The sequence below is a fragment of the Paractinoplanes aksuensis genome (genome assembly GCF_024137025.1).
Classification (GTDB): Bacteria; Actinomycetota; Actinomycetes; order Mycobacteriales; family Micromonosporaceae; genus Actinoplanes; species Actinoplanes aksuensis.
Genome location: NZ_JAMYJR010000033.1, coordinates 145,889 through 163,403, shown reverse-complemented (window position 1 = coordinate 163,403; position 17,515 = coordinate 145,889). Strand labels below are relative to the sequence as shown.

Sequence of the window (17,515 nt, the reverse complement as noted above, 5' to 3'; positions counted from 1 at the left end):
AAGGAACCCCACCCCCCATGAACCACGCTCCCCTCGAAGGTTCCGGTCTCGAGTTCGTCAAGCGCGACGGACGCTGGGCCGACCTGGAGCGCCTGCGCAGCGGCAACCCGATGTACGACGCCACGATCGAAGAGGTCCGCGGCCGTCGCATCCGGGTCGGCGACCACTGGCTGGCCGACTTCGCCTCCTGCAACTACCTCGGCTTCGACCTGGAGCCCGAGATCATGGACGCCATCGCCCCCGAGGTCGCCCGCTGGGGCACCCACCCGAGCTGGTCCCGCCTGCTCGGCAACCCGGCGCTCTACCCGCAGATCGAGGAGAAGCTGACGGCGCTGCTCGACGCGCCCGACACCCTGGTCCTGCCGACGATCACGCACATCCACATGTCCGTGCTGCCGATCCTGGCCGGCAAGGGCATGGTCTTCCTCGACTCGCAGGCACACAAGACCATCTACGACGGTTCCATGTACGCCCGGGGCCTGGGCGCCACCGTGCAGCGCTTCCGGGCCAACGACCACGAGCACCTGCGCGAGCTGCTGGCCGCGGCCCCGGCCGGCATCTCCAAGATCGTGGCGATGGACGGCGTCAACAGCATGACCGGCAACGCGCCCGACCTGAAGGCGTTCGCCGCCGTCGCCCGCGAGTACGGCGCCCTGCTCTACGTCGACGACGCCCACGGCTTCGGCGTGATCGGCGAGCGCGGCGCCAACGAGAAGTCGCCCTACGGTCTCAAGGGCAACGCCATCGTCAAGTACAGCGGCGAGACGTACGACAACGTCGTGCTCGTCGGCGGCTTCAGCAAGTCGTACTCGTCGCTGCTGGCCTTCCTGGCCCTGCCGACCTGGCTCAAGAACCACCTCAAGGTGTCGGCCCCGCCGTACCTGTACTCCGGCCCGGCCCCGACCGCCTCGCTGGCCACCGTCAACGCGGGCCTCGACCTCAACGAGAAGCGTGGCGACGACATCCGCGCCGACCTGTACCGCAAGACCATGAAGGTGCTCGACCACGTGCGGGCCCTGAACGTCTTCACCCCGAACACCGGCAACACCCCGGTGATCGAGCTGCCGCTGGCCGCCGGCGAGGACATCGACGCCGTCGGCAAGCTGCTGTGGGACCGCGGCATCTACGTCACGCTGGCCGCCTACCCGCTGGTGCCGCACGACCAGGTCGGCTTCCGGGCCCAGGTCACCGCGGCCAACTCGGACGAGGAGCTCGACGAGCTGAACGCCGTCATCACCGAACTGGCCGCGGCCGGCAAGCTCCGCAGCGCCGCGGAGTGAGGCTCCCCGGTCCGCTGGCGCCGCTGCGGCACCGCCAGTTCCGGCTCCTGTGGACCGGGATGAGCGCCTCCCTGGTCGGCGACGGGGTGCTGCTCGTCGCCCTGGCCTGGCAGGTCTACGACCTCTACGGGACGCCCGCCGCCATGTCGGCGGTGGGCGTCGCCCTCAGCCTGCCCCAGGTCGTCACGCTGCTGTTCGGCGGCGTGGTCAGCGACCGGTTCGACCCGCGCAAGGTCATGCTCGCCAGCGACCTGGTACGGCTGGTCACGATGAGCACGCTGGCCGTGCTGACCCTGACCGGGTCGCTGACCGCGCTGTGGCCGATCCTGGTCATCGCGGCGGTGCACGGCGCGGCGGCCGGGTTCTTCGGCCCGTCCTTCGACGCCACCGTGCCCCGGGTCGTGCCGGCCGAGCACCTGGTCGCGGCCAACGCGCTCGACCAGTTCGTGCGCCCGGCCGGCATGCAGATCTTCGGGCCCATGCTGGCCGGCGCGATCATCGCGATCGGGGGCGCGGGCTGGGCCTTCGCGGTCAACGCGGCCACGTTCGCCCTGTCCGTGGCCTGTCTGCTGGCGATGACCCGGGTCTCGTTGCCGGCCTCGGCCGACGACGGGCCGGTGGAATCGATCTGGCGGGAGATGCGGGCCGGGTTCCGGTTCGTGCGCGGTCAGGTGTGGCTGTGGGGGACGTTCCTGTCGGCCACGTTCACCTACCTGCTCTTCGTGGGACCGACCGAAGTGCTTCTCCCGTACGTGGTGAAGCACGAACTGGGCGGCAGTGCGGCCGCCCTGGGTCTGATCCTGACGTCCGGCGGTCTGGGCGCGATCGCGGCCGCGCTGGCGGTCGGGTGGATCGGCATCCCGCGCCGGTTCATGACCTTCACGTACGCGGTGTGGGCGATCGCGACACTGGCCGTGGCCGGCTATGGCGCGGCCACCCACACGTGGCAGCTGGCCGCGGCCTGCGTGCTGGTCAACGGCCTGGAAGCGGCCGGGACGGTGGCCTGGGCGACCACCAAACAGCGGTTCGTGCCCGAGGGCATGCTGGGCCGGGTGTCCAGCCTCGACTGGTTCGTGTCGACGGCGCTGCTGCCCCTGTCGTACGCGCTGGCCGCGCCGGTCGCCGAGTGGATCGGTGTCCGCGAGACGCTGATCGGCGCCGGCCTGCTGGGCGCGGTCGTGACGTTCGGCTTCCTGTTCCTGCCCGGCATGCGCCGCGTCGAACGGCTCGAGTACATCGAACGTCCCGGCACCCCGGTCGAAGGGCCGACTCCGGTCGCCACCACGGTTCCGGCCGGCCCGGCGGCTCCCGGCAAGATCGAGGTTTCGGCATGAGTCAAGGACCCGCGCAGGCCGTGCGCGACCTCAGCGAGGCGTTCGCGGCCCGCGACCTGAACGCGGCGCTGGCCTGCTTCGCCCCCGGCGACGACATCGGCTACGCCGGCTCCGAACGCTCCGAGTCGGCGGTGGGCCGGGCCGAACTGACGGCCCTGCTCGGCGAGGTCTTCCTGCGGACCGAGGCGTACGCCTGGCACGCGCACGACGTCACGGTCCACACGTTCGGCGACCGGGCCTACGTCTTCGCCGACGCCGACGGCATCGCGCGCCCCGACGACGGCGCCGACGAGAACTTCCCCTACCGGGTGTCGGGCCTGGTGGAGCAGGTCGAGGGCCGCTGGCTCTGGCGTCACTGCCAGGGCAGCGAACCCTCGACCTGAGGCCCGCCCCGGAAGGGTGGGGGATGGGGAAACGGCCGGCCGGTGGGGCTCTCACCGGCCGGCCGTCGCCGTAATGCGGATCACCCTTGCCTTCAAGCGCTTGAGGGCGCGAACACTCGGGTGTCATGACCAACGATCTCTCCACCGTTCTTGTCACCGGCGCGACCGGGCACGTCGGCAGCCACTCCGTACAACGGCTGCTGGCCGAGGGCTACCGGGTCCGTGTCGTGGTGCGCCGGCCCGAGCAGGAGGACGACGTCCGTACCCTGGCCGGTCCGAGCGACCGCCTGGAGTTCGTGACCGCCGCCCTCACCGCCGACGACAACTGGGACAAGGCGATGGCCGGCGTCCGCTACGTCTGGCACCACGCCTCGCCGTTCCCGTTCACGCCGCCCGCCGACCCCGACGAGGTGATCGTCCCGGCCCGCGACGGTGCCCTCCGGGTGCTGGCGGCGGCCGGGGCCGAGGGCGTGCAGCGCGTGGTGCTGACTTCGTCGTACGCCGCCGTCGGTTACACCCCCAAGCCGGGTGACCGCTACGACGAGTCGGACTGGACCGACACCGCCGGCGACCTGCCCGTCTACATCCGCTCGAAGACCGTCGCCGAGCAGGCGGCCTGGCAGTACACCCGCGAGCACGCCGCCCCCGAACTGGCCGTGATCAACCCGACCGGCATCTTCGGCCCGTTGCTCGCGCCCCGGCTCTCGGCCTCGACCGGCCTGGTCAGGAGCTACCTCGAAGGAGCCAGCCCGGTCGTGCCGCGGATGTACTTCGGTGTGGTCGACGTCCGCGACGTGGTCGACCTGCACCTGCGGGCGATGCTGAGCCCGGCCGCGGCCGGGGAGCGCTTCATAGCGGTCGGCGGCCCGGCCATCAGCTTCTATCAGATGGGCCGGATGCTGGCCGAGCACCTGCCCGCCCGGGCCGACCGGGTGCCGGCCACCGAGCTGACCGTCGAGCAGGTGCGTGCGGCGGCCCGGACCGAGCCCGCGCTGCGCGACGCGGCCCTGCTGGGCGGCCGGATCCCGGTGATCAGCAACGCCAAGGCCCGGAGCCTGCTCGGCTGGCAGCCGCGCGAGGTGGCCACGACGATCGCCGACACCGCGGACAGCCTGCTGCGGCTCGGTCTCGTCGGCTAGAACGCTTGCAGCACCTCATTGAGGCGGCGGATGACGTCGGTGTCGTCGTCGCCGCGACCGCGGGCCGCCCAGAGCTCCTGTTTGAGGCGGAGGTATTCGTGGCGGACCCGCAGCCGCTCGATCTCGGCCGCGAGCTGGCCGGCCTGGGTGGCGAAGAGGTCGCGCAGCTCGTCCGCGGCCTCGACGCCGACCTCGACCAGCCGCACGTAGTCGCGCAGGCCGTCGACGCTCACCCCGGACGACCGCAGGCAGGCCAGGGCCTCGACCCGCTCGGCCGTGGCCCCGTCGTAGCGGCGGTGACCGGTCCCGGGATCACGGTCGACCCGGCCCAGCAGGCCCGTCTTCTCGTAGTAGCGCAGCGTCGGCTCGCTGAAACCGCTGCGCCGGGACATCTCGAGAATCGTCAGTGGTGTGGTCACCGCACCATCTTCTCGATGAGGTCGGCCGATCGAGTGACGCCGCCCTCGGCGCGTACTTCATGCTTGAGGTGTTGACTGCGGGCAGCCACCGCCGAGTCGGTGGTGAGGGTGAGCAGGTGGTCGCGCAGCTCGGCCGGGGTGACGGTGGCCGAGTCGACGACGTGGGCGACGCCCAGGCCGGCCAGTTGTTCGGCGTTGGCGAACTGGTCGGCGGCCTGCGGGGCGGCGATCATCGGAAGGCCGCAGTACAGGCCCTCGCTGCTGCCGCCCATGCCGGCATGGGTGACGAACGCGTCGGCCTGCTCGAGGACGGCCAGCTGCGGCACCCACGAGTGGAGCTCGACCGACGCCGGCACGTCGCCCAGCACGGCCGGGTCGACCGGGCCGATCTGCAGCACGGTGCGCCAGCCGGGCAGCGACCCGAAGGCCTCGACGCAGCGCCGGTAGAAGTCGGGCTGGTCGGTGAAGGCCGAACCGAGCGAGACCAGCAGCACCTTGTCCGCGTCGGGCCTGGTCCACGTGCCGCGCTCGCCCAGGATCGGGCCGACGAAGTCGTAGACGGCGGGGTCGACCCGGTCGGCGTGGGGTTGCAGGGCGCGGGGGATCAGCACCAAGGCGTGCTCGGGGCGGCCCTGGAAGGACATGCTGTCCGTGGCGGACGAGCCCTCGGCGGCCAGCCACTCGGTGAAGCGGTCGTAGTAGGCGGCGCCGCGGGGGTCGGCCCGCATCGCCTCGATCATGGGGGCCATCTCCTGCTCGTAGCCGTCCCAGGCCACGTACGTAGGGGACAGCTGCACCGCCGGAATGCCCCACTGCTCGCCGAGCAGCCGGGCCGGGGCGCCCGCGATGTCGTACAGGAAAAGGTCGGGACGGTCGTCGGCGTAGGCCGCGCGGAGCTGCGGGAGCATCGCGATGCTGTCGTCGAGGAACATCGTGAGCTGGTCGATCGGGTCGAGGTCGCCGTGCGTGTCGGCCCGGGGCAGGGTCGTGGCATACGGCTTGAGCTCGGCCCCGGTCGCGGTGACGGCCTCGGTGAACGACGGGTCGTTGGCGTAGGTCACCCGATGACCACGCCGCACCAGCTCGCGGATGACCTCCAGGCTCGGGTTCACGTGTCCGTGGAACGGGATACTGACCATGGCGATGTGTGGCACGGGTTCTCGCTTTCGTCGCGGCGCCGCGTCCGCTCGTCGAGCCGAGACGATACGTATCGTCTCGCCAGCAGGGCGAGTCGTAGCGAGACGATACGTATCGTCTCGCATCTCAGGTGGGGTGAAGGGGCAGTTCGAGGTGTTGTGACGAGACGATACGTATCGTCTCGCGAGTTGGCAAGACGATACGTATCGTCTCGTCAGGGTAGGGTGAGCCTGTGCCTGATGTTGCCCGCCGTAGTGCGCAGTCCCGTCGCGCGATCATGTTCGCCACGACGGCGATGCTCGGTGACACCGGGTATGCGCGGATGACCATCGAGGCCATCGCGGCCCGCGCCGGCGTCGGCAAAGCGACGATCTACCGGTGGTGGCCCGCCGGCAAGAGCGCGCTGGTCCTCGACGCGCTGGCCGAGAACGTCGAGTCCGGGCCGACCGCGCTGCCCGACACGGGCGACCTCGAAGCCGACCTGCGGGGGGTCGTCCGGGCTACCGTGGCCGAGTTCGCCGATCCGTTGCTGTCGGCCACCACCCGGGCGCTGACGGTCGAGACGCTGGAGGACGACGAGCTCGCCGGCCAGGTGCGAGACCGGCTGCTCCGGCCGCACTTTCTCGCCGTACGGGAAAGGTTGGAAGTGGGTCGCGAGGCGGGTCAGGTCCGCGCCGGGGCCGATCTGGATCACGCCGTCGAGTCGGTCTTCGGGCCGATCTTCCATCGCTGGCTGCTGCGCACCGGGCCGCTGACCGACGAGTACGCCGACGGCCTGGTCGAACACGTGATGGCCGCGATCCGCCCAGGCTCAGCCTGACCGGACCGCGGCCACCGAAGGGAAACTCTCAGACGGTCGCGAGGACCGGGGCGTGCACCTCCGACACCAGGCCGGTGGAGAGGCAGTACTGCGCGGGTACGGCGGTGACCGCGCCCCGGCGCAGCGCCGCGTCGACCATGGACGACCGTTCCCGCAGCAGGTCGACGGTGTAGAGCGAGTGCTGGGCGGCGATCTCGGCCTGGGTCGTGGCGCCGGCGCGGCGGGCCCGGGTCACGTCGGGCGCGATGCGCTCGGCGATGTCGCGGATGTAGCCGGGCGGGACCAGGCCGTCGTCCACGACCCGGGTCGCCGCGGCCACGGCGCCGCAGCCCTCGTGACCGAGCACCACGATCAGGGAGACGCCCAGGATCTCGACGGCGTACTCCACCGAGCCGAGCGCGGCCGCGTCGACCACGTGGCCGGCCGTGCGCACCACGAACAGGTCGCCCAGGCCCTGGTCGAACAGGATCTCGGCCGGCACCCGGGAGTCGGCGCAGCCCAGCACCAGCGCGAACGGGTTCTGCGACTCGTTGAGCTGGGCGCGGCGGGCCGCGCCGCGGTCACCGGCGGCCGTGCTGCGATCCTCGGTCCAGCGCAGGTTGCCTTCGCGCAGGCGGGTCCAGGGGGATTCGTTGCTAAGCATGAAGGGGGCTCCGGATCAGTTGAGGATGGCGCCGGTGACGGCGACCTGTTCGGTGAGGACGCCGCCGATCAGGCGCTGGGTCTGGTTGATCTCTTCGACGGCGGTGTGGATCTCGGCCAGGGACGCGGTGACCGCGTCGACGCGCTCCTGGATGGCGTTGACCTTGTTGCTGACCTCGGCGGTGGCCCGCTCGGTCTCGTCCGACAGCGCCTTCACCTCGCCCGCGACCACGGCGAAGCCCTTGCCGGCCTCGCCCGCCCGCGCCGACTCGATGGTGGCGTTGAGCGCGAGCAGCTTGGTCTGGGCGGCGATCGACTGGATGGTCTGCACGACCTGGTTGATCTCGGCGCTGGCCTGACCGAGCCCGGCGACGTGCTGGTTGGCCTCGACGGTGAGGCGCTCACCCTGCTCGGCGACGGTGGCGGCAGAGGTGACGTTGCGCTCGACCTCGGCGATGGAGTCGAGCAGCGTACGGCCGGCGGTGTGCAGCTGGTCGGTCGAGACGAACCGTTCCAGGGCCTGACCGACCAGGTAGGCGGTGTTACGCAAGGCGGCCTCGCGGCCCGGGTACATGATCAGCGTGCGGGTCGCGAAGAAGTCCATCGTGCCGATGAAGTGGCCGCCGACCTTGATCGGCAGGCAGACGCCCGACTTGACCCCGGCCGCCTGGGCCGCGGGGCGGCGCACGCAGTCGGTGAGCTCACCCAGGTCCTCGACGAAGACCAGGTCGTCGCGGGCCCACGTCCGGCCCGAGAGTCCGACGCCCTTGGTGAAGGAGGCCGACATCGTGACCCGGCGGAACTCGGCCCCGGCGTCGCCCGACTCGAGCGAGAAGCGCAGCTCCTGGCCGCTCTCGTCGAGCTGCCAGAACGAGCCGTACTGCCAGTCGAAGTCCTGGCGGATGGTCTCCAGCGCCGACCGCAGGGCCTGGTCGCGGCTGGTGGCCTGGGTCAGCTCGCGGATCACGGTGGAGACGGCGTGCACGTCCTGGGCCGCCTTCTCCTGGCGGACGCCCTCGTGCAGGCGGGCCAGCGCGCCCGAGACCAGTTGCCCGACCGCCCGCAGCACGGCCAGCCGGCCCTCGGACGGGTGCAGCTCCTCGGTGGCGAAGAAGTCCATCGTGCCGACCACCTGGTTGTCCTCGATGAGCGGGAAGCAGACCCCGCTGCGGACACCGGCCCGGGACGCGACGGGGGCGCGCACGCAGTCGGTGACGTCGGCGATGTTGCTGACGAAGACCAGGTCACGGGTGCGCCAGGCGCGCCCGGAGAGGCCCACGCCCTCGGCGAAGGAGGCGTCCAGGGTGACCCGCCGGAACTCCTCGTTGACCGTGCCGCTCTCCTGGGCGAACCGCAGCACCTTGCCGGCCGGCTCCAGCTGCCAGTACGAGCCGTAGGCCCAGCCGAACAGGCTGCGGACCTGGTCGAGGGCGCCGCCGATGGCCTGCTCGGGCGACGAGGCGCTCTCCATCGACCGCATGATCGCGGTGATCGCCGCCACGTCGGCCTGGGCCTCGGCCAGTTCGGCGCTGGTCCGCTCGGACTCGGCGCGCTTACCGCTACGGAACACCGCTTGCTCCCTTCGGGTGACCGGCACTGTGCCGCTCGTTCAGGGATCCTTCGGTTGCCCGCGGCCTCGCTTGACGGTTCGTCGACCAGCGATTGAGTGCAAATCGGGAGCAGCTCCGGCAAGGTGGCGGCATGCGACTTTCGATCTGGCCCGGCGCCGGGCAGAGCTTTGCCGATGTGCTCGAGGTGTCCCGGCACGCCGAGGCGACCGGGTGGGCCGGCGTCTGGTTCGCCGACCACTTCATGCCGAACACGGGGCCGGGGGAGGACGACACCTGGCCCGTGCTCGAGTGCGGGTCGGTGGTGGCGGCGCTGGCCGCGGTCGTGCCCCGGGTGCGCATCGGCACGCTCGTGTACGGAATGACCTACCGGCATCCGGCCGTGCTGGCCAACATGGCGGCCACCGTCGACCGGATCAGCGACGGACGGTTCGTGCTCGGCGTCGGCGCGGGCTGGCAGATCAACGAACACCAGCAGTACGGGATCGAGTTGCCCCCGATCAAGCAGCGTATCGACCGTTTCGTCGAGGGGTTGCTCGTGCTGCGCGGGCTGCTGAACGACCCCCGGACCACCGTGGACGGCCGGTACTACCAGGTCACCGACGCGGTCAACGAGCCCAAGCCGGTGCAGCGGCCGATGCCGTTGCTGATCGGCGCCAAGGGCGAGAAGCGGATGCTGCGGGTCGTGGCCGAGCACGCCGACGAGTGGAACTGCTGGGGGCGGCCCGACCTGGTCGCGCACAAGTCGGCCGTGCTCGACGAGCACTGCGCGGCCGTGGGACGGGACCCCCGGGCGATCAAGCGCACGGCGCAGGCGCTGGTCGTCGTGGACGGTCCGGTGCCGGCCGACGGCCCGCCGGTCATCGGCGGGTCGCCGGCCCGGCTCGCCGAGGACGTGGCCGCGTACGCGGAAATCGGTCTCGACGAGCTGATCGTCCCGGACGGCTTGCTCGGCACGGGCGCCGAGCGTCTGAAAGCGATGGACGTGATCCGCGGGATCGTCTAGCGGCCGCGCTTGACCTCGAAGAACGTCTCGGTGCGCATCAGCGTGACCACCGAGTCGAACATCGCCGTGGACTCGTCGCCCGCGGGGACGGTGTCGATGATCGGGCCGTGCAGGCCCCGGGTGGCGCCGTCCACGTGCAACACCGGCGAGCCGATGCCCGGGCCGGCCAGCTCGAGCGCGGTCTCGTGGGACTCGCGGACGGCGTCGTCCCAGCGCTCGTCGTCCAGGACGGCCTTGGCGTCGGTGACCCCGGCCGCCTCGGCCGCCTGGTCGACCAGGTCGTCGTCGAGGGGGGCGCCGTCCTCGTGGACCCGGGTGCCGAGCACGGTGTAGAAGGCGGCCACCGTGTCGTCCCGCTGCTCGGCCCGCAGCGCCTCGACCAGGCGCAACGCCCGGAACGAGGCGGTCACGCCGCCACGGTACTGCTCGGGGATGTTGTCGCCGTTGAGCACGAGCAGGCTGAAGGCCCGCCAGCGGACGGTGACCTGCCGCTCGGGGGCGACCGCGACCAGCCAGCGCGAGGTGCGCCAGGTGAACGGGCAGGCCGGATCGAAGTAGTAAGTGGCTTCCATCCCCCGAGCCTAGATCTCTTCGATGCATTCTTGGTTTGTCGGCTCACCGTGTGGGGCAGGACAACCACTGGCCGTCAAGTGATCGAGATCACTTGACGCTTTCCGGCCGGATGGAGGGTCAATGACGATCACGGACCGACATCCGCAACGGCGCACCCTGCGCGCCCGGGCACTCGCGGCGGGGGCCGCGATCACCCTGCTCGCACCGTTGGCGGCCTGCGGATCGGACGAGGGCGGCGTACCCGTCCTGAACTTCTACAACTCACCCGTCGAGAACATGCAGAGCGTGGTCGACCGGTGCAACCAGGAGGCGGCCGGCAGGTACAAGATCTCGTACCAGGTGCTGCCGCGGCAGGCCGACGACCAGCGGGTGCAGATGGTCCGCCGGCTCGCCGCCAAGGACGACAGCATGGACATCCTCGGCATGGACGTGACCTGGACCCAGGAGTTCGCCAGCGCGAACTGGATCCGCGAGATCACCGGGGACCTCAAGAACGAGGTGGAGAGCGAGACGCTCGAACCGGCGGTCGCTTCCGCGCAGTACAACGGCAAGCTGTACGCGGCGCCGAACAACACCAACGTGCAGCTTCTCTGGTACCGCAAGGACCTGGTGCCGACCCCGCCCAAGACCTGGGCCGAGATGATCCAGATGTCCCAGCAGCTCAAGGCCGAGGGCAAGACCTACCAGGTGATGACCATGGGGGCCCAGTACGAGGGCCTGGTCGTGCTCTACAACAGCCTGGTCGCCAGCGCCGGCGGCAACGTGGTCGACCAGGACGGCAAGAAGGCCGTCATGGACGAGGGCGCGGTGAAGGCGCTGGAGACGCTCAAGGCGTTCGCCACCGCGGGCGTGACCAGCCCGTCCTTCTCGAACGCGGTCGAGGACGACGTCCGCCGGGCGTTCCAGGACGGTGGCGGCGCCTTCCAGCTCAACTGGCCGTTCGTGTGGGCGTCGATGGTGCAGGAGGCGCCCGACCTGGCCAAGAACGTCGGGTGGGCCCGCTACCCGGCGATCGACGCCAATACCCCGAGCAAGACCACCATCGGCGGATCCGAACAGGCCGTCAGCGCGTACAGCAAGCACCCGGACCTGGCCTTCGAGGCGATCCAATGCCTGCGGAGCCCGGAGAGCCAGCTGTTCCTGGCCACGAAATCGGGACAGGCGCCGTCGATCGAGTCGGTCTACGACGATCCCTCGATGACCGAGGCCTACCCGATGAAGGACGTGCTGCTCGAGGAGCTCAAGACCTCGGCGCCGCGGCCGCGGACCCCGGCGTACCAGAACCTCTCGACCGTCGTGTCGGCCGAGCTGTCCCCGCCGGCGTCGATCCAGCCGCAGCAGACCGCGGACTCGCTGCGGGACTCGATCCAGGCCGCCATCGACTCGAAGGGAGTGCTGCCGTGAGCGTTCTCTCGCGTGAGAAGGCCGCCTCGGGGGCCGAAGCCGCGCCGCGCGCGGGGTTGAGCGAGGGCAAGAAGCAGGAACGCCGGCTCGGCTGGCTGCTGTGCGCGCCGGCCGCGTTCGTCATGGTGGCGGTGACGGCGTACCCGATCCTGTACTCGATCTGGCTGTCGTTGCAGCGCTACGACCTCAAGTTTCCGGAGAACCGGGAGTTCATCGGGCTGGCCAACTACGTCACGGTGCTGTCCAACGACTACTGGTGGACGGCGTTCGGCGTCACCATGCTGATCACGGTCATCTCGGTCTCGGTCGAGCTGGTGCTGGGCATGGGGCTCGCGCTGATCATGCACCGGACCATCATCGGGCGCGGCCTGGTGCGGACCAGCGCGCTCATCCCGTACGGGATCGTGACCGTGGTCGCCGCGTTCAGCTGGCGCTACGCGTGGACGCCGGGCACGGGTTATCTGGCCAACCTGTTCTCGCCCGAGGGGGCGCCGCTAACCGAACGGGCCAGCGCTCTCGCCATCATCATCTTCGCCGAGATCTGGAAGACCACCCCGTTCATGGCCCTGCTGCTGATGGCCGGGCTGGCCCTGGTGCCGGACGACCTGCTCAAGGCGGCCTCCATGGACGGGGCCTCGTGGTGGCAGCGGTTCACCAAGGTGATGCTGCCCGTGATGAAGCCGGCCATCCTGGTCGCGCTGCTGTTCCGCACGCTCGACGCTTTCCGGATCTTCGACAACATCTACGTGCTCTCGGCCGGGGCCAACGAGACGTCATCGGTCTCGATGATCGCCTACAACAACCTGATGAAGGGCCTCAACCTCGGCATCGGCTCCACGATGTCGGTGCTCATCTTCCTCACCGTCGCGATCATCGCCTTCATCTTCGTGAAACTGTTCGGCACGGCGGCCCCCGGTAGCAGCGACGACGAGGGGAGGCGCTGATGGCCGCCGAGACCACCTCCGCCAAGGTCAAATGGGGTCTGCTGGACGCGATCGTCGTCGTGTTCGCCTTGATCCCGGTGCTGTGGATCGTCTCGCTGTCGTTCAAGACGCCGGGGACGCTCACCGACGGCAACTTCATCCCGCGCGAGTGGACGTGGGACAACTACAAGCTGATCTTCCAGACCGACCAGTTCGTGCGGGCCCTGATGAACTCGATCGGCATCGCGCTGATCTCGACGGTGATCGCCGTCGTGCTGGGCACGATGGCCGCGTACGCGATCAGCCGGCTCGACTTCCCGGGCAAGAAGGCGCTCGTCGGCGTCTCGCTGCTGATCGCGATGTTCCCGCAGGTCTCGCTCGTGTCGCCGCTGTTCAACATCGAGCGCAACCTGGGGATTTTCGACACCTGGCTCGGGCTGATCCTGCCGTACATCACGTTCGCCCTGCCGCTCGCGATCTACACCCTGTCGGCCTTCTTCAAGCAGATCCCGTGGGACCTGGAGAAGGCGGCCAAGATGGACGGCGCGACCCAGGGCGAGGCGTTCCGCAAGGTGATCGCGCCGCTGGCCGCCCCGGGCGTGTTCACCACGGCGATCCTGGTCTTCATCTTCTGCTGGAACGACTTCCTGTTCGCCATCTCGCTGACCTCGACCGAGCAGTCCCGCACGGTCCCGGTGGCGCTGTCGTTCTTCACCGGCGCCTCGCAGTTCGAGGACCCGACGGGGGCCATCTCGGCCGCCGCCGTGACGATCACGATCCCGATCATCCTGTTCGTGCTGTTCTTCCAGAGGCGCATCGTCGCGGGCCTCACGTCCGGCGCCGTGAAGGGGTAGGTAGCGATGGCTGACATTGTTCTCGACAAAGTGACCAAGAAATACCCGGACGGGACGACGGCGGTGCACGAGATCGACCTGGAGATCGCCGACGGCGAGTTCATCATCCTGGTCGGGCCGTCGGGCTGCGGGAAGTCGACCACGCTCAACATGATCGCCGGGCTGGAGGACATCTCGTCGGGCGAGCTGCGGATCGCCGGGGAGAGGGTCAACGACAAGGCGCCCAAGGACAGGGACATCGCGATGGTGTTCCAGTCGTACGCGCTCTATCCGAACATGACCGTGGGCGAGAACATGGCGTTCCCCCTCAAGCTGGCCAAGCTGCCCAAGGCCGAGATCGACAAAAAGGTGGCCGAGGCCGCTCGCGTCTTGGAACTGACGGAGTATCTGGGGAGGAAACCGGCCAACCTCTCCGGCGGGCAGCGGCAGCGGGTGGCGATGGGCCGGGCGATCGTCCGCAGCCCCAAGGCGTTCCTCATGGACGAGCCGTTGTCCAATCTCGACGCCAAACTGCGGGTCCAGATGCGTACGCAGGTCTCGCGCCTGCAGAAGCAGCTCAACACCACAACGGTGTACGTGACTCATGACCAGACGGAGGCCATGACGCTCGGCGACCGGGTGGTGGTGATGCGCGGCGGCTACATCCAGCAGGTGGGTGATCCGCAGACGTTGTACGACAACCCGGTGAACCTGTTCGTGGCCGGGTTCATCGGGTCACCGTCGATGAACTTCCTGCCGGCCACGGTCGAGGAGTCGGTGCTGCGGACACCGCTCGGTGATCTGCCGCTGAACGACCGGTTGCGGCGCTCGCTGAGTGGTGCCGACGCGCCGCGTCAGTTGATCGTCGGGATCCGGCCCGAGCACTTCGAGGACGCGGCGCTGATCGAGGAGCACCAGCGGGCCAAGGGCTTCGAGTTCACGATGCCGGTCGACCTGGTCGAGTCGATGGGCTCGGACAAATACGTCTACTTCACGGTCGAGGGCGAACGGGCCGTGTCCGCCGATCTGGAAGACCTGACGGCCGACGCGGGCGGCGCCGACCTGCCGCCCCAGGACAACCTGGTGACCCGCCTGTCCGCCGAGTCCCGGGTCCGCGACGGCGTCGACGCCCGCGTCTGGATGAACCTCGACAAGATCCACCTCTTCGACCCCGGTAACGGCCACAACATCACGCTGAACGAGGGCCAGGACGCGGGAGTCGCCACGCCCTGACCACCAGCTCCACCTCGGGCGCCCGGTTCCCCGCCGGGCGCCCGACCTGCTCCTCAGCGGCCGCGCGCCGCGCTCCTTCTTGGCCGCAGTGCTCGCTGTGGCCGGCTGTCGCTCAGACCAGGCCGGCGTCGTGGACCATCACGGCGGCCTGCGAGCGGTTGTTCATGCCGAGCTTGCCCAGCACCCGCGACACGTGCCCCTTCACCGTCGAGACGCCCATGCCCAGCGCATCCCCGATCTCGGCGTTGGACCACCCGCGCCCCAGCCCGATCGCCACTTCGCGCTCCCGATCGGTCAACCGCCCGAGCTGCTCGGTGGCCTGAGCCCGCAACGACCCCGCCCCCGACACCGCGACGAACTGCACCACGGTCTTGATCACTCGGTCCCAGCCCGCGCCGTGTCCTGCTTTGCCGCGGCCGGCGGGTCGGCCGGTGCTATTGGTGCCAGTCCGGCAGATGACCGCGCTGGGCCCGCCGCCGTACCCCGACGTCTGGGGCTACGAGCCGATCATGACGTACGAGGCTCAGGCGTACGGGCAGCGGGCGCCCAGCTTCGGGGTGGGGGTCGACGAATACACGCTGCTCCAGAAGGCGCACGTGCTGAACGCCATCCTCGACACGTGGAGCGTCCTCTATCCGCGGATGCAGGGGATCGACCTTCGCCGCGACGCGCCGAGCCTGCCCGTGCCGGCCTGGTTCTACCTGGGCGGCAACGAGATGCGCGGGCTCCGGGTGCTCTTCGACGATTGGTATGCGCGATTGCGGGCACCGAGCAAGAAGCTGACCGTCGTGCCCGGCGCCGGTCACACCGCCCTCTTCGAACGACCCGACCAACTCGTGGCGGTGCTCGATGATGTCCTCGCCGGTTGAGCGCTCGCCGGGCGAGCGGGGCCGGTGGCCCAAGCGGAGGCTCTCGATCCCCTTGAACCACCGGCAACCCTCTTCGCTACCCGTTCGTGGCGGGGCTAATCACGTCGGCCATCAATTGATTCAGGAGATCCGTCAGCACGGCCACGCCGTCGCGGCTCAGCACGGATTCGGGGTGGAACTGCAAGCCGGCGAAGGCCGGGCCCCGCAGCGCGTGGACGGCCGAATCGACGGGGTCGCGGGCGATCTCGACCCGGCCGTGGGCGGTGCGCAGCTCGTCCTGGGCGGCCAGCGCGGTGAAGCTCGAATAGAAGCCGACCCGGCGCGGGGTGCCGAAGAGATCCACCTCGCGGGCCAGGCCCTGGTAGGGGGAGTCGCGGCGGTGCAGGGCCAGGCCGAGCAGGCCGGCCAGGATCTGGTGGCCCAGACAGACGGCCAGCAGCGGCCGGCGCTCGGCCAGGCGGGTGCCGATCAGGTCCCGCAGCGCCACCATCTTCGGGTCGTGCGTGTCGCCCGGGTCGCCCGGCCCGGGCCCGGCCACCAGCAGGTCGGCCGCGGCGACGTCGGGGTGGGGCAGGGCGGTCCAGGGGCGGACGGTGACGGTCAGGCCCAGGGCGCGCAGTTGGTGGGCCAGCATCGCGGTGAAGGTGTCCTCGCCGTCGACGATGACGGCGGTCCGGCCGGCCAGGGCGGGGACGGTCAGGGCGCCCGGCTCCCGCGAGTCGAGCCAGAAGCGGGCCAGGTCGGTGTTGCGGGCGGCCAGGGCGGCCTGCACCTCGGGCGATTCGGCCTCGGTGCGCGCGGGGGCGGGTCGCGCCGGGACGGCGCCGAGCGCGGCCAGGATGCCGGCCGCCTTGGTGTGGGTCTCGCCCACCTCGCCGGCCGCGGTCGAGTGGCGGACGAGAGTGGCGCCGACCGGCACCCGCAGCTCACCGTCGGGGGAGATCTCGGCCGTGCGGATCAGGATGGGCGCGTCCAGCGATTGGCGGCCCTGGTCGTCGTGGTCGAGCAGGGCCAGCACGCCGGCGTAGTAGCGGCGGCCCCGCTGTTCGTGGCGGGCGATCACGCGGCAGGCGTTCTCGATCGGGCTGCCGGTCACCGTCGGGGCGAACATGGTCTCGCGCAGCACGTCGCGCACGTCCAGCGAGCCGCGGCCGGCCAGCAGGTATTCGGTGTGGGTCAGGTGGGTCATCTGCTTCAGGTAGGGGCCGGCCACCTGGCCGCCGTGCTCGGCCACCGTCGCCATCATCTTGAGCTCCTCGTCCAGCACCATGTAGAGCTCCTCGACCTCCTTCGGGTCCCGCAGGAAGTCGAGCAGGCGGCCCGAGCCGTTGCGGAAGGTGCCGCTGATCGGGTTCATCATCGTGATGCCGTCGGCCACGCTGACGTGCCGTTCCGGCGTGGCCCCGACCAGCGTGCGGGTGCCCGTGTGCACGAGGAACGTCCAGTAGGTGCCCTGTTCGGCGGCGAGCAGGCGACCGAAGGCGGAGCGGGCGGCGGCGATCGGGTCGCCCTCGACCCGGGCCTGGTAGACGCGGTGGATGACGAAGTTGGCGCCCTCGCCGTGGCCGATCTCGTCGCGCAGCACGTCCTCGACGATCGCGCCGTACTCGTCGTCGGAGAGGTCGAAGCCGCCGCCGCTGAGGCTGAGCGGGCCGGGCGGGAAGGCGTCGAGCGGTTCCCGGCGCGACTCCCGCACGATCAGGCATTCGAGGGGCGCGCCGTCGTCGACGCAGTCGAAGCCGCGCTCGGTGATCTGGCGGTAGGGGATCACCGCCAGCGTGGGGCGGCCGCGGTGCAGCGGGATGTCGTCGAGGGCGGCGACGGTCACGACGTCGCCGGTCAGCACCTCGACGTGGTCGGCGCCGTCACGGTGGAGCAGGGCGAAGGGTTGCATGGTGGTCCTCTTCCGGGTCTCGGCGGCGCCGACCGAGGCTCGACCATGCAGAAGCGGC

18 protein-coding genes are annotated in these 17,515 nt (G+C 70.3%); 11 read left to right on the top strand and 7 right to left on the bottom strand.

Annotated elements, in window-relative coordinates; genetic code table 11:
* Positions 1-17: 17 nt before the first annotated feature.
* The 4 genes from M1L60_RS30925 to M1L60_RS30910 all read left to right on the top strand — a co-directional run bounded on the left by M1L60_RS30925 (position 18) and on the right by M1L60_RS30910 (position 4,136).
* A complete protein-coding gene (locus M1L60_RS30925; RefSeq protein ID WP_253241065.1) occupies positions 18-1,280 on the top strand; it encodes an aminotransferase class I/II-fold pyridoxal phosphate-dependent enzyme in 1,263 nt (420 codons plus the stop codon).
* Positions 1,277-2,614 (top strand): MFS transporter, encoded by a 1,338-nt coding sequence (locus M1L60_RS30920; RefSeq protein WP_253241064.1) that lies wholly within the window; start codon positions 1,277-1,279, stop codon positions 2,612-2,614. The genes M1L60_RS30925 and M1L60_RS30920 overlap by 4 nt, the downstream gene beginning before the upstream one ends.
* Positions 2,611-2,997 (top strand): nuclear transport factor 2 family protein, encoded by a 387-nt coding sequence (locus M1L60_RS30915; RefSeq protein ID WP_253241063.1) that lies wholly within the window; start codon positions 2,611-2,613, stop codon positions 2,995-2,997. Before M1L60_RS30920 ends, M1L60_RS30915 begins: the two co-directional genes overlap by 4 nt.
* A 125-nt stretch (positions 2,998-3,122) precedes the next feature.
* Positions 3,123-4,136 carry an NAD-dependent epimerase/dehydratase family protein gene (locus M1L60_RS30910; RefSeq protein WP_253241062.1) on the top strand — a complete coding sequence of 338 codons (1,014 nt, stop codon included), beginning with the start codon at positions 3,123-3,125 and terminating at the stop codon, positions 4,134-4,136.
* On the opposite strand, the gene M1L60_RS30905 is transcribed toward M1L60_RS30910, so the two are convergent.
* Both M1L60_RS30905 and M1L60_RS30900 read right to left on the bottom strand, forming a co-directional pair.
* Positions 4,133-4,555, bottom strand: coding sequence for a MerR family transcriptional regulator (locus M1L60_RS30905; RefSeq protein ID WP_253241061.1), 423 nt, complete (start codon positions 4,553-4,555; stop codon positions 4,133-4,135). The genes M1L60_RS30910 and M1L60_RS30905 overlap by 4 nt on opposite strands.
* Positions 4,552-5,817: a macrolide family glycosyltransferase gene (locus M1L60_RS30900; protein ID WP_438862168.1), complete on the bottom strand. Its 1,266-nt coding sequence runs from the start codon at positions 5,815-5,817 to the stop codon at positions 4,552-4,554. Before M1L60_RS30900 ends, M1L60_RS30905 begins: the two co-directional genes overlap by 4 nt.
* 152 nt (positions 5,818-5,969) lie before the next feature.
* Here M1L60_RS30900 and M1L60_RS30895 point away from each other — a divergent pair, with 152 nt between their 5' ends.
* Positions 5,970-6,512: a TetR/AcrR family transcriptional regulator gene (locus tag M1L60_RS30895; RefSeq protein ID WP_253241121.1), complete on the top strand. Its 543-nt coding sequence runs from the start codon at positions 5,970-5,972 to the stop codon at positions 6,510-6,512.
* Between the two features lie 28 nt (positions 6,513-6,540).
* Here the strand turns inward: M1L60_RS30895 and M1L60_RS30890 are convergent, their stop codons facing one another.
* Positions 6,541-7,155 (bottom strand): carbonic anhydrase, encoded by a 615-nt coding sequence (locus tag M1L60_RS30890; RefSeq protein ID WP_253241059.1) that lies wholly within the window; start codon positions 7,153-7,155, stop codon positions 6,541-6,543.
* Between the two features lie 15 nt (positions 7,156-7,170).
* Positions 7,171-8,724: a GAF domain-containing protein gene (locus M1L60_RS47220; RefSeq protein WP_308208566.1), complete on the bottom strand. Its 1,554-nt coding sequence runs from the start codon at positions 8,722-8,724 to the stop codon at positions 7,171-7,173.
* 131 nt (positions 8,725-8,855) lie between these two features.
* Here M1L60_RS47220 and M1L60_RS30875 point away from each other — a divergent pair, with 131 nt between their 5' ends.
* Complete coding sequence (locus tag M1L60_RS30875; RefSeq protein ID WP_253241058.1) at positions 8,856-9,728, top strand: TIGR03560 family F420-dependent LLM class oxidoreductase; 873 nt, start codon at positions 8,856-8,858, stop codon at positions 9,726-9,728.
* Here M1L60_RS30875 and M1L60_RS30870 read toward each other — a convergent pair.
* Positions 9,725-10,300 carry a mycothiol-dependent nitroreductase Rv2466c family protein gene (locus M1L60_RS30870; protein ID WP_253241057.1) on the bottom strand — a complete coding sequence of 192 codons (576 nt, stop codon included), beginning with the start codon at positions 10,298-10,300 and terminating at the stop codon, positions 9,725-9,727. The two genes, M1L60_RS30875 and M1L60_RS30870, sit on opposite strands and share 4 nt — an antisense overlap.
* Before the next feature lie 121 nt (positions 10,301-10,421).
* Between M1L60_RS30870 and M1L60_RS30865 the strand changes: the two genes are divergently transcribed.
* Genes M1L60_RS30865 through M1L60_RS30850 form a run of 4 tightly spaced genes read left to right on the top strand, consistent with a single transcriptional unit; the run spans position 10,422 to position 14,694 of the window.
* A complete protein-coding gene (locus tag M1L60_RS30865) occupies positions 10,422-11,705 on the top strand; it encodes an ABC transporter substrate-binding protein (protein WP_253241056.1) in 1,284 nt (427 codons plus the stop codon).
* The gene (locus M1L60_RS30860; RefSeq protein ID WP_308208564.1) at positions 11,702-12,649 is read left to right on the top strand and encodes a carbohydrate ABC transporter permease; all 948 of its coding nucleotides are present in this window, start codon (positions 11,702-11,704) and stop codon (positions 12,647-12,649) included. Before M1L60_RS30865 ends, M1L60_RS30860 begins: the two co-directional genes overlap by 4 nt.
* Complete coding sequence (locus M1L60_RS30855) at positions 12,649-13,482, top strand: carbohydrate ABC transporter permease (protein WP_253241055.1); 834 nt, start codon at positions 12,649-12,651, stop codon at positions 13,480-13,482. Before M1L60_RS30860 ends, M1L60_RS30855 begins: the two co-directional genes overlap by 1 nt.
* A 6-nt stretch (positions 13,483-13,488) precedes the next feature.
* Complete coding sequence (locus M1L60_RS30850) at positions 13,489-14,694, top strand: ABC transporter ATP-binding protein (RefSeq protein WP_253241054.1); 1,206 nt, start codon at positions 13,489-13,491, stop codon at positions 14,692-14,694.
* Positions 14,695-14,806: 112 nt separating this feature from the next.
* On the opposite strand, the gene M1L60_RS30845 is transcribed toward M1L60_RS30850, so the two are convergent.
* A complete protein-coding gene (locus M1L60_RS30845) occupies positions 14,807-15,073 on the bottom strand; it encodes a response regulator transcription factor (RefSeq protein ID WP_253241053.1) in 267 nt (88 codons plus the stop codon).
* On the opposite strand from M1L60_RS30845, the gene M1L60_RS30840 reads away from it, so the two are divergent.
* Complete coding sequence (locus M1L60_RS30840; RefSeq protein WP_308208563.1) at positions 15,066-15,563, top strand: alpha/beta fold hydrolase; 498 nt, start codon at positions 15,066-15,068, stop codon at positions 15,561-15,563. The genes M1L60_RS30845 and M1L60_RS30840 overlap by 8 nt on opposite strands.
* Before the next feature lie 76 nt (positions 15,564-15,639).
* Here M1L60_RS30840 and M1L60_RS30835 read toward each other — a convergent pair whose 3' ends face one another.
* Positions 15,640-17,457, bottom strand: coding sequence for an anthranilate synthase family protein (locus tag M1L60_RS30835; RefSeq protein ID WP_253241051.1), 1,818 nt, complete (start codon positions 17,455-17,457; stop codon positions 15,640-15,642).
* Positions 17,458-17,515: the final 58 nt, after the last annotated feature.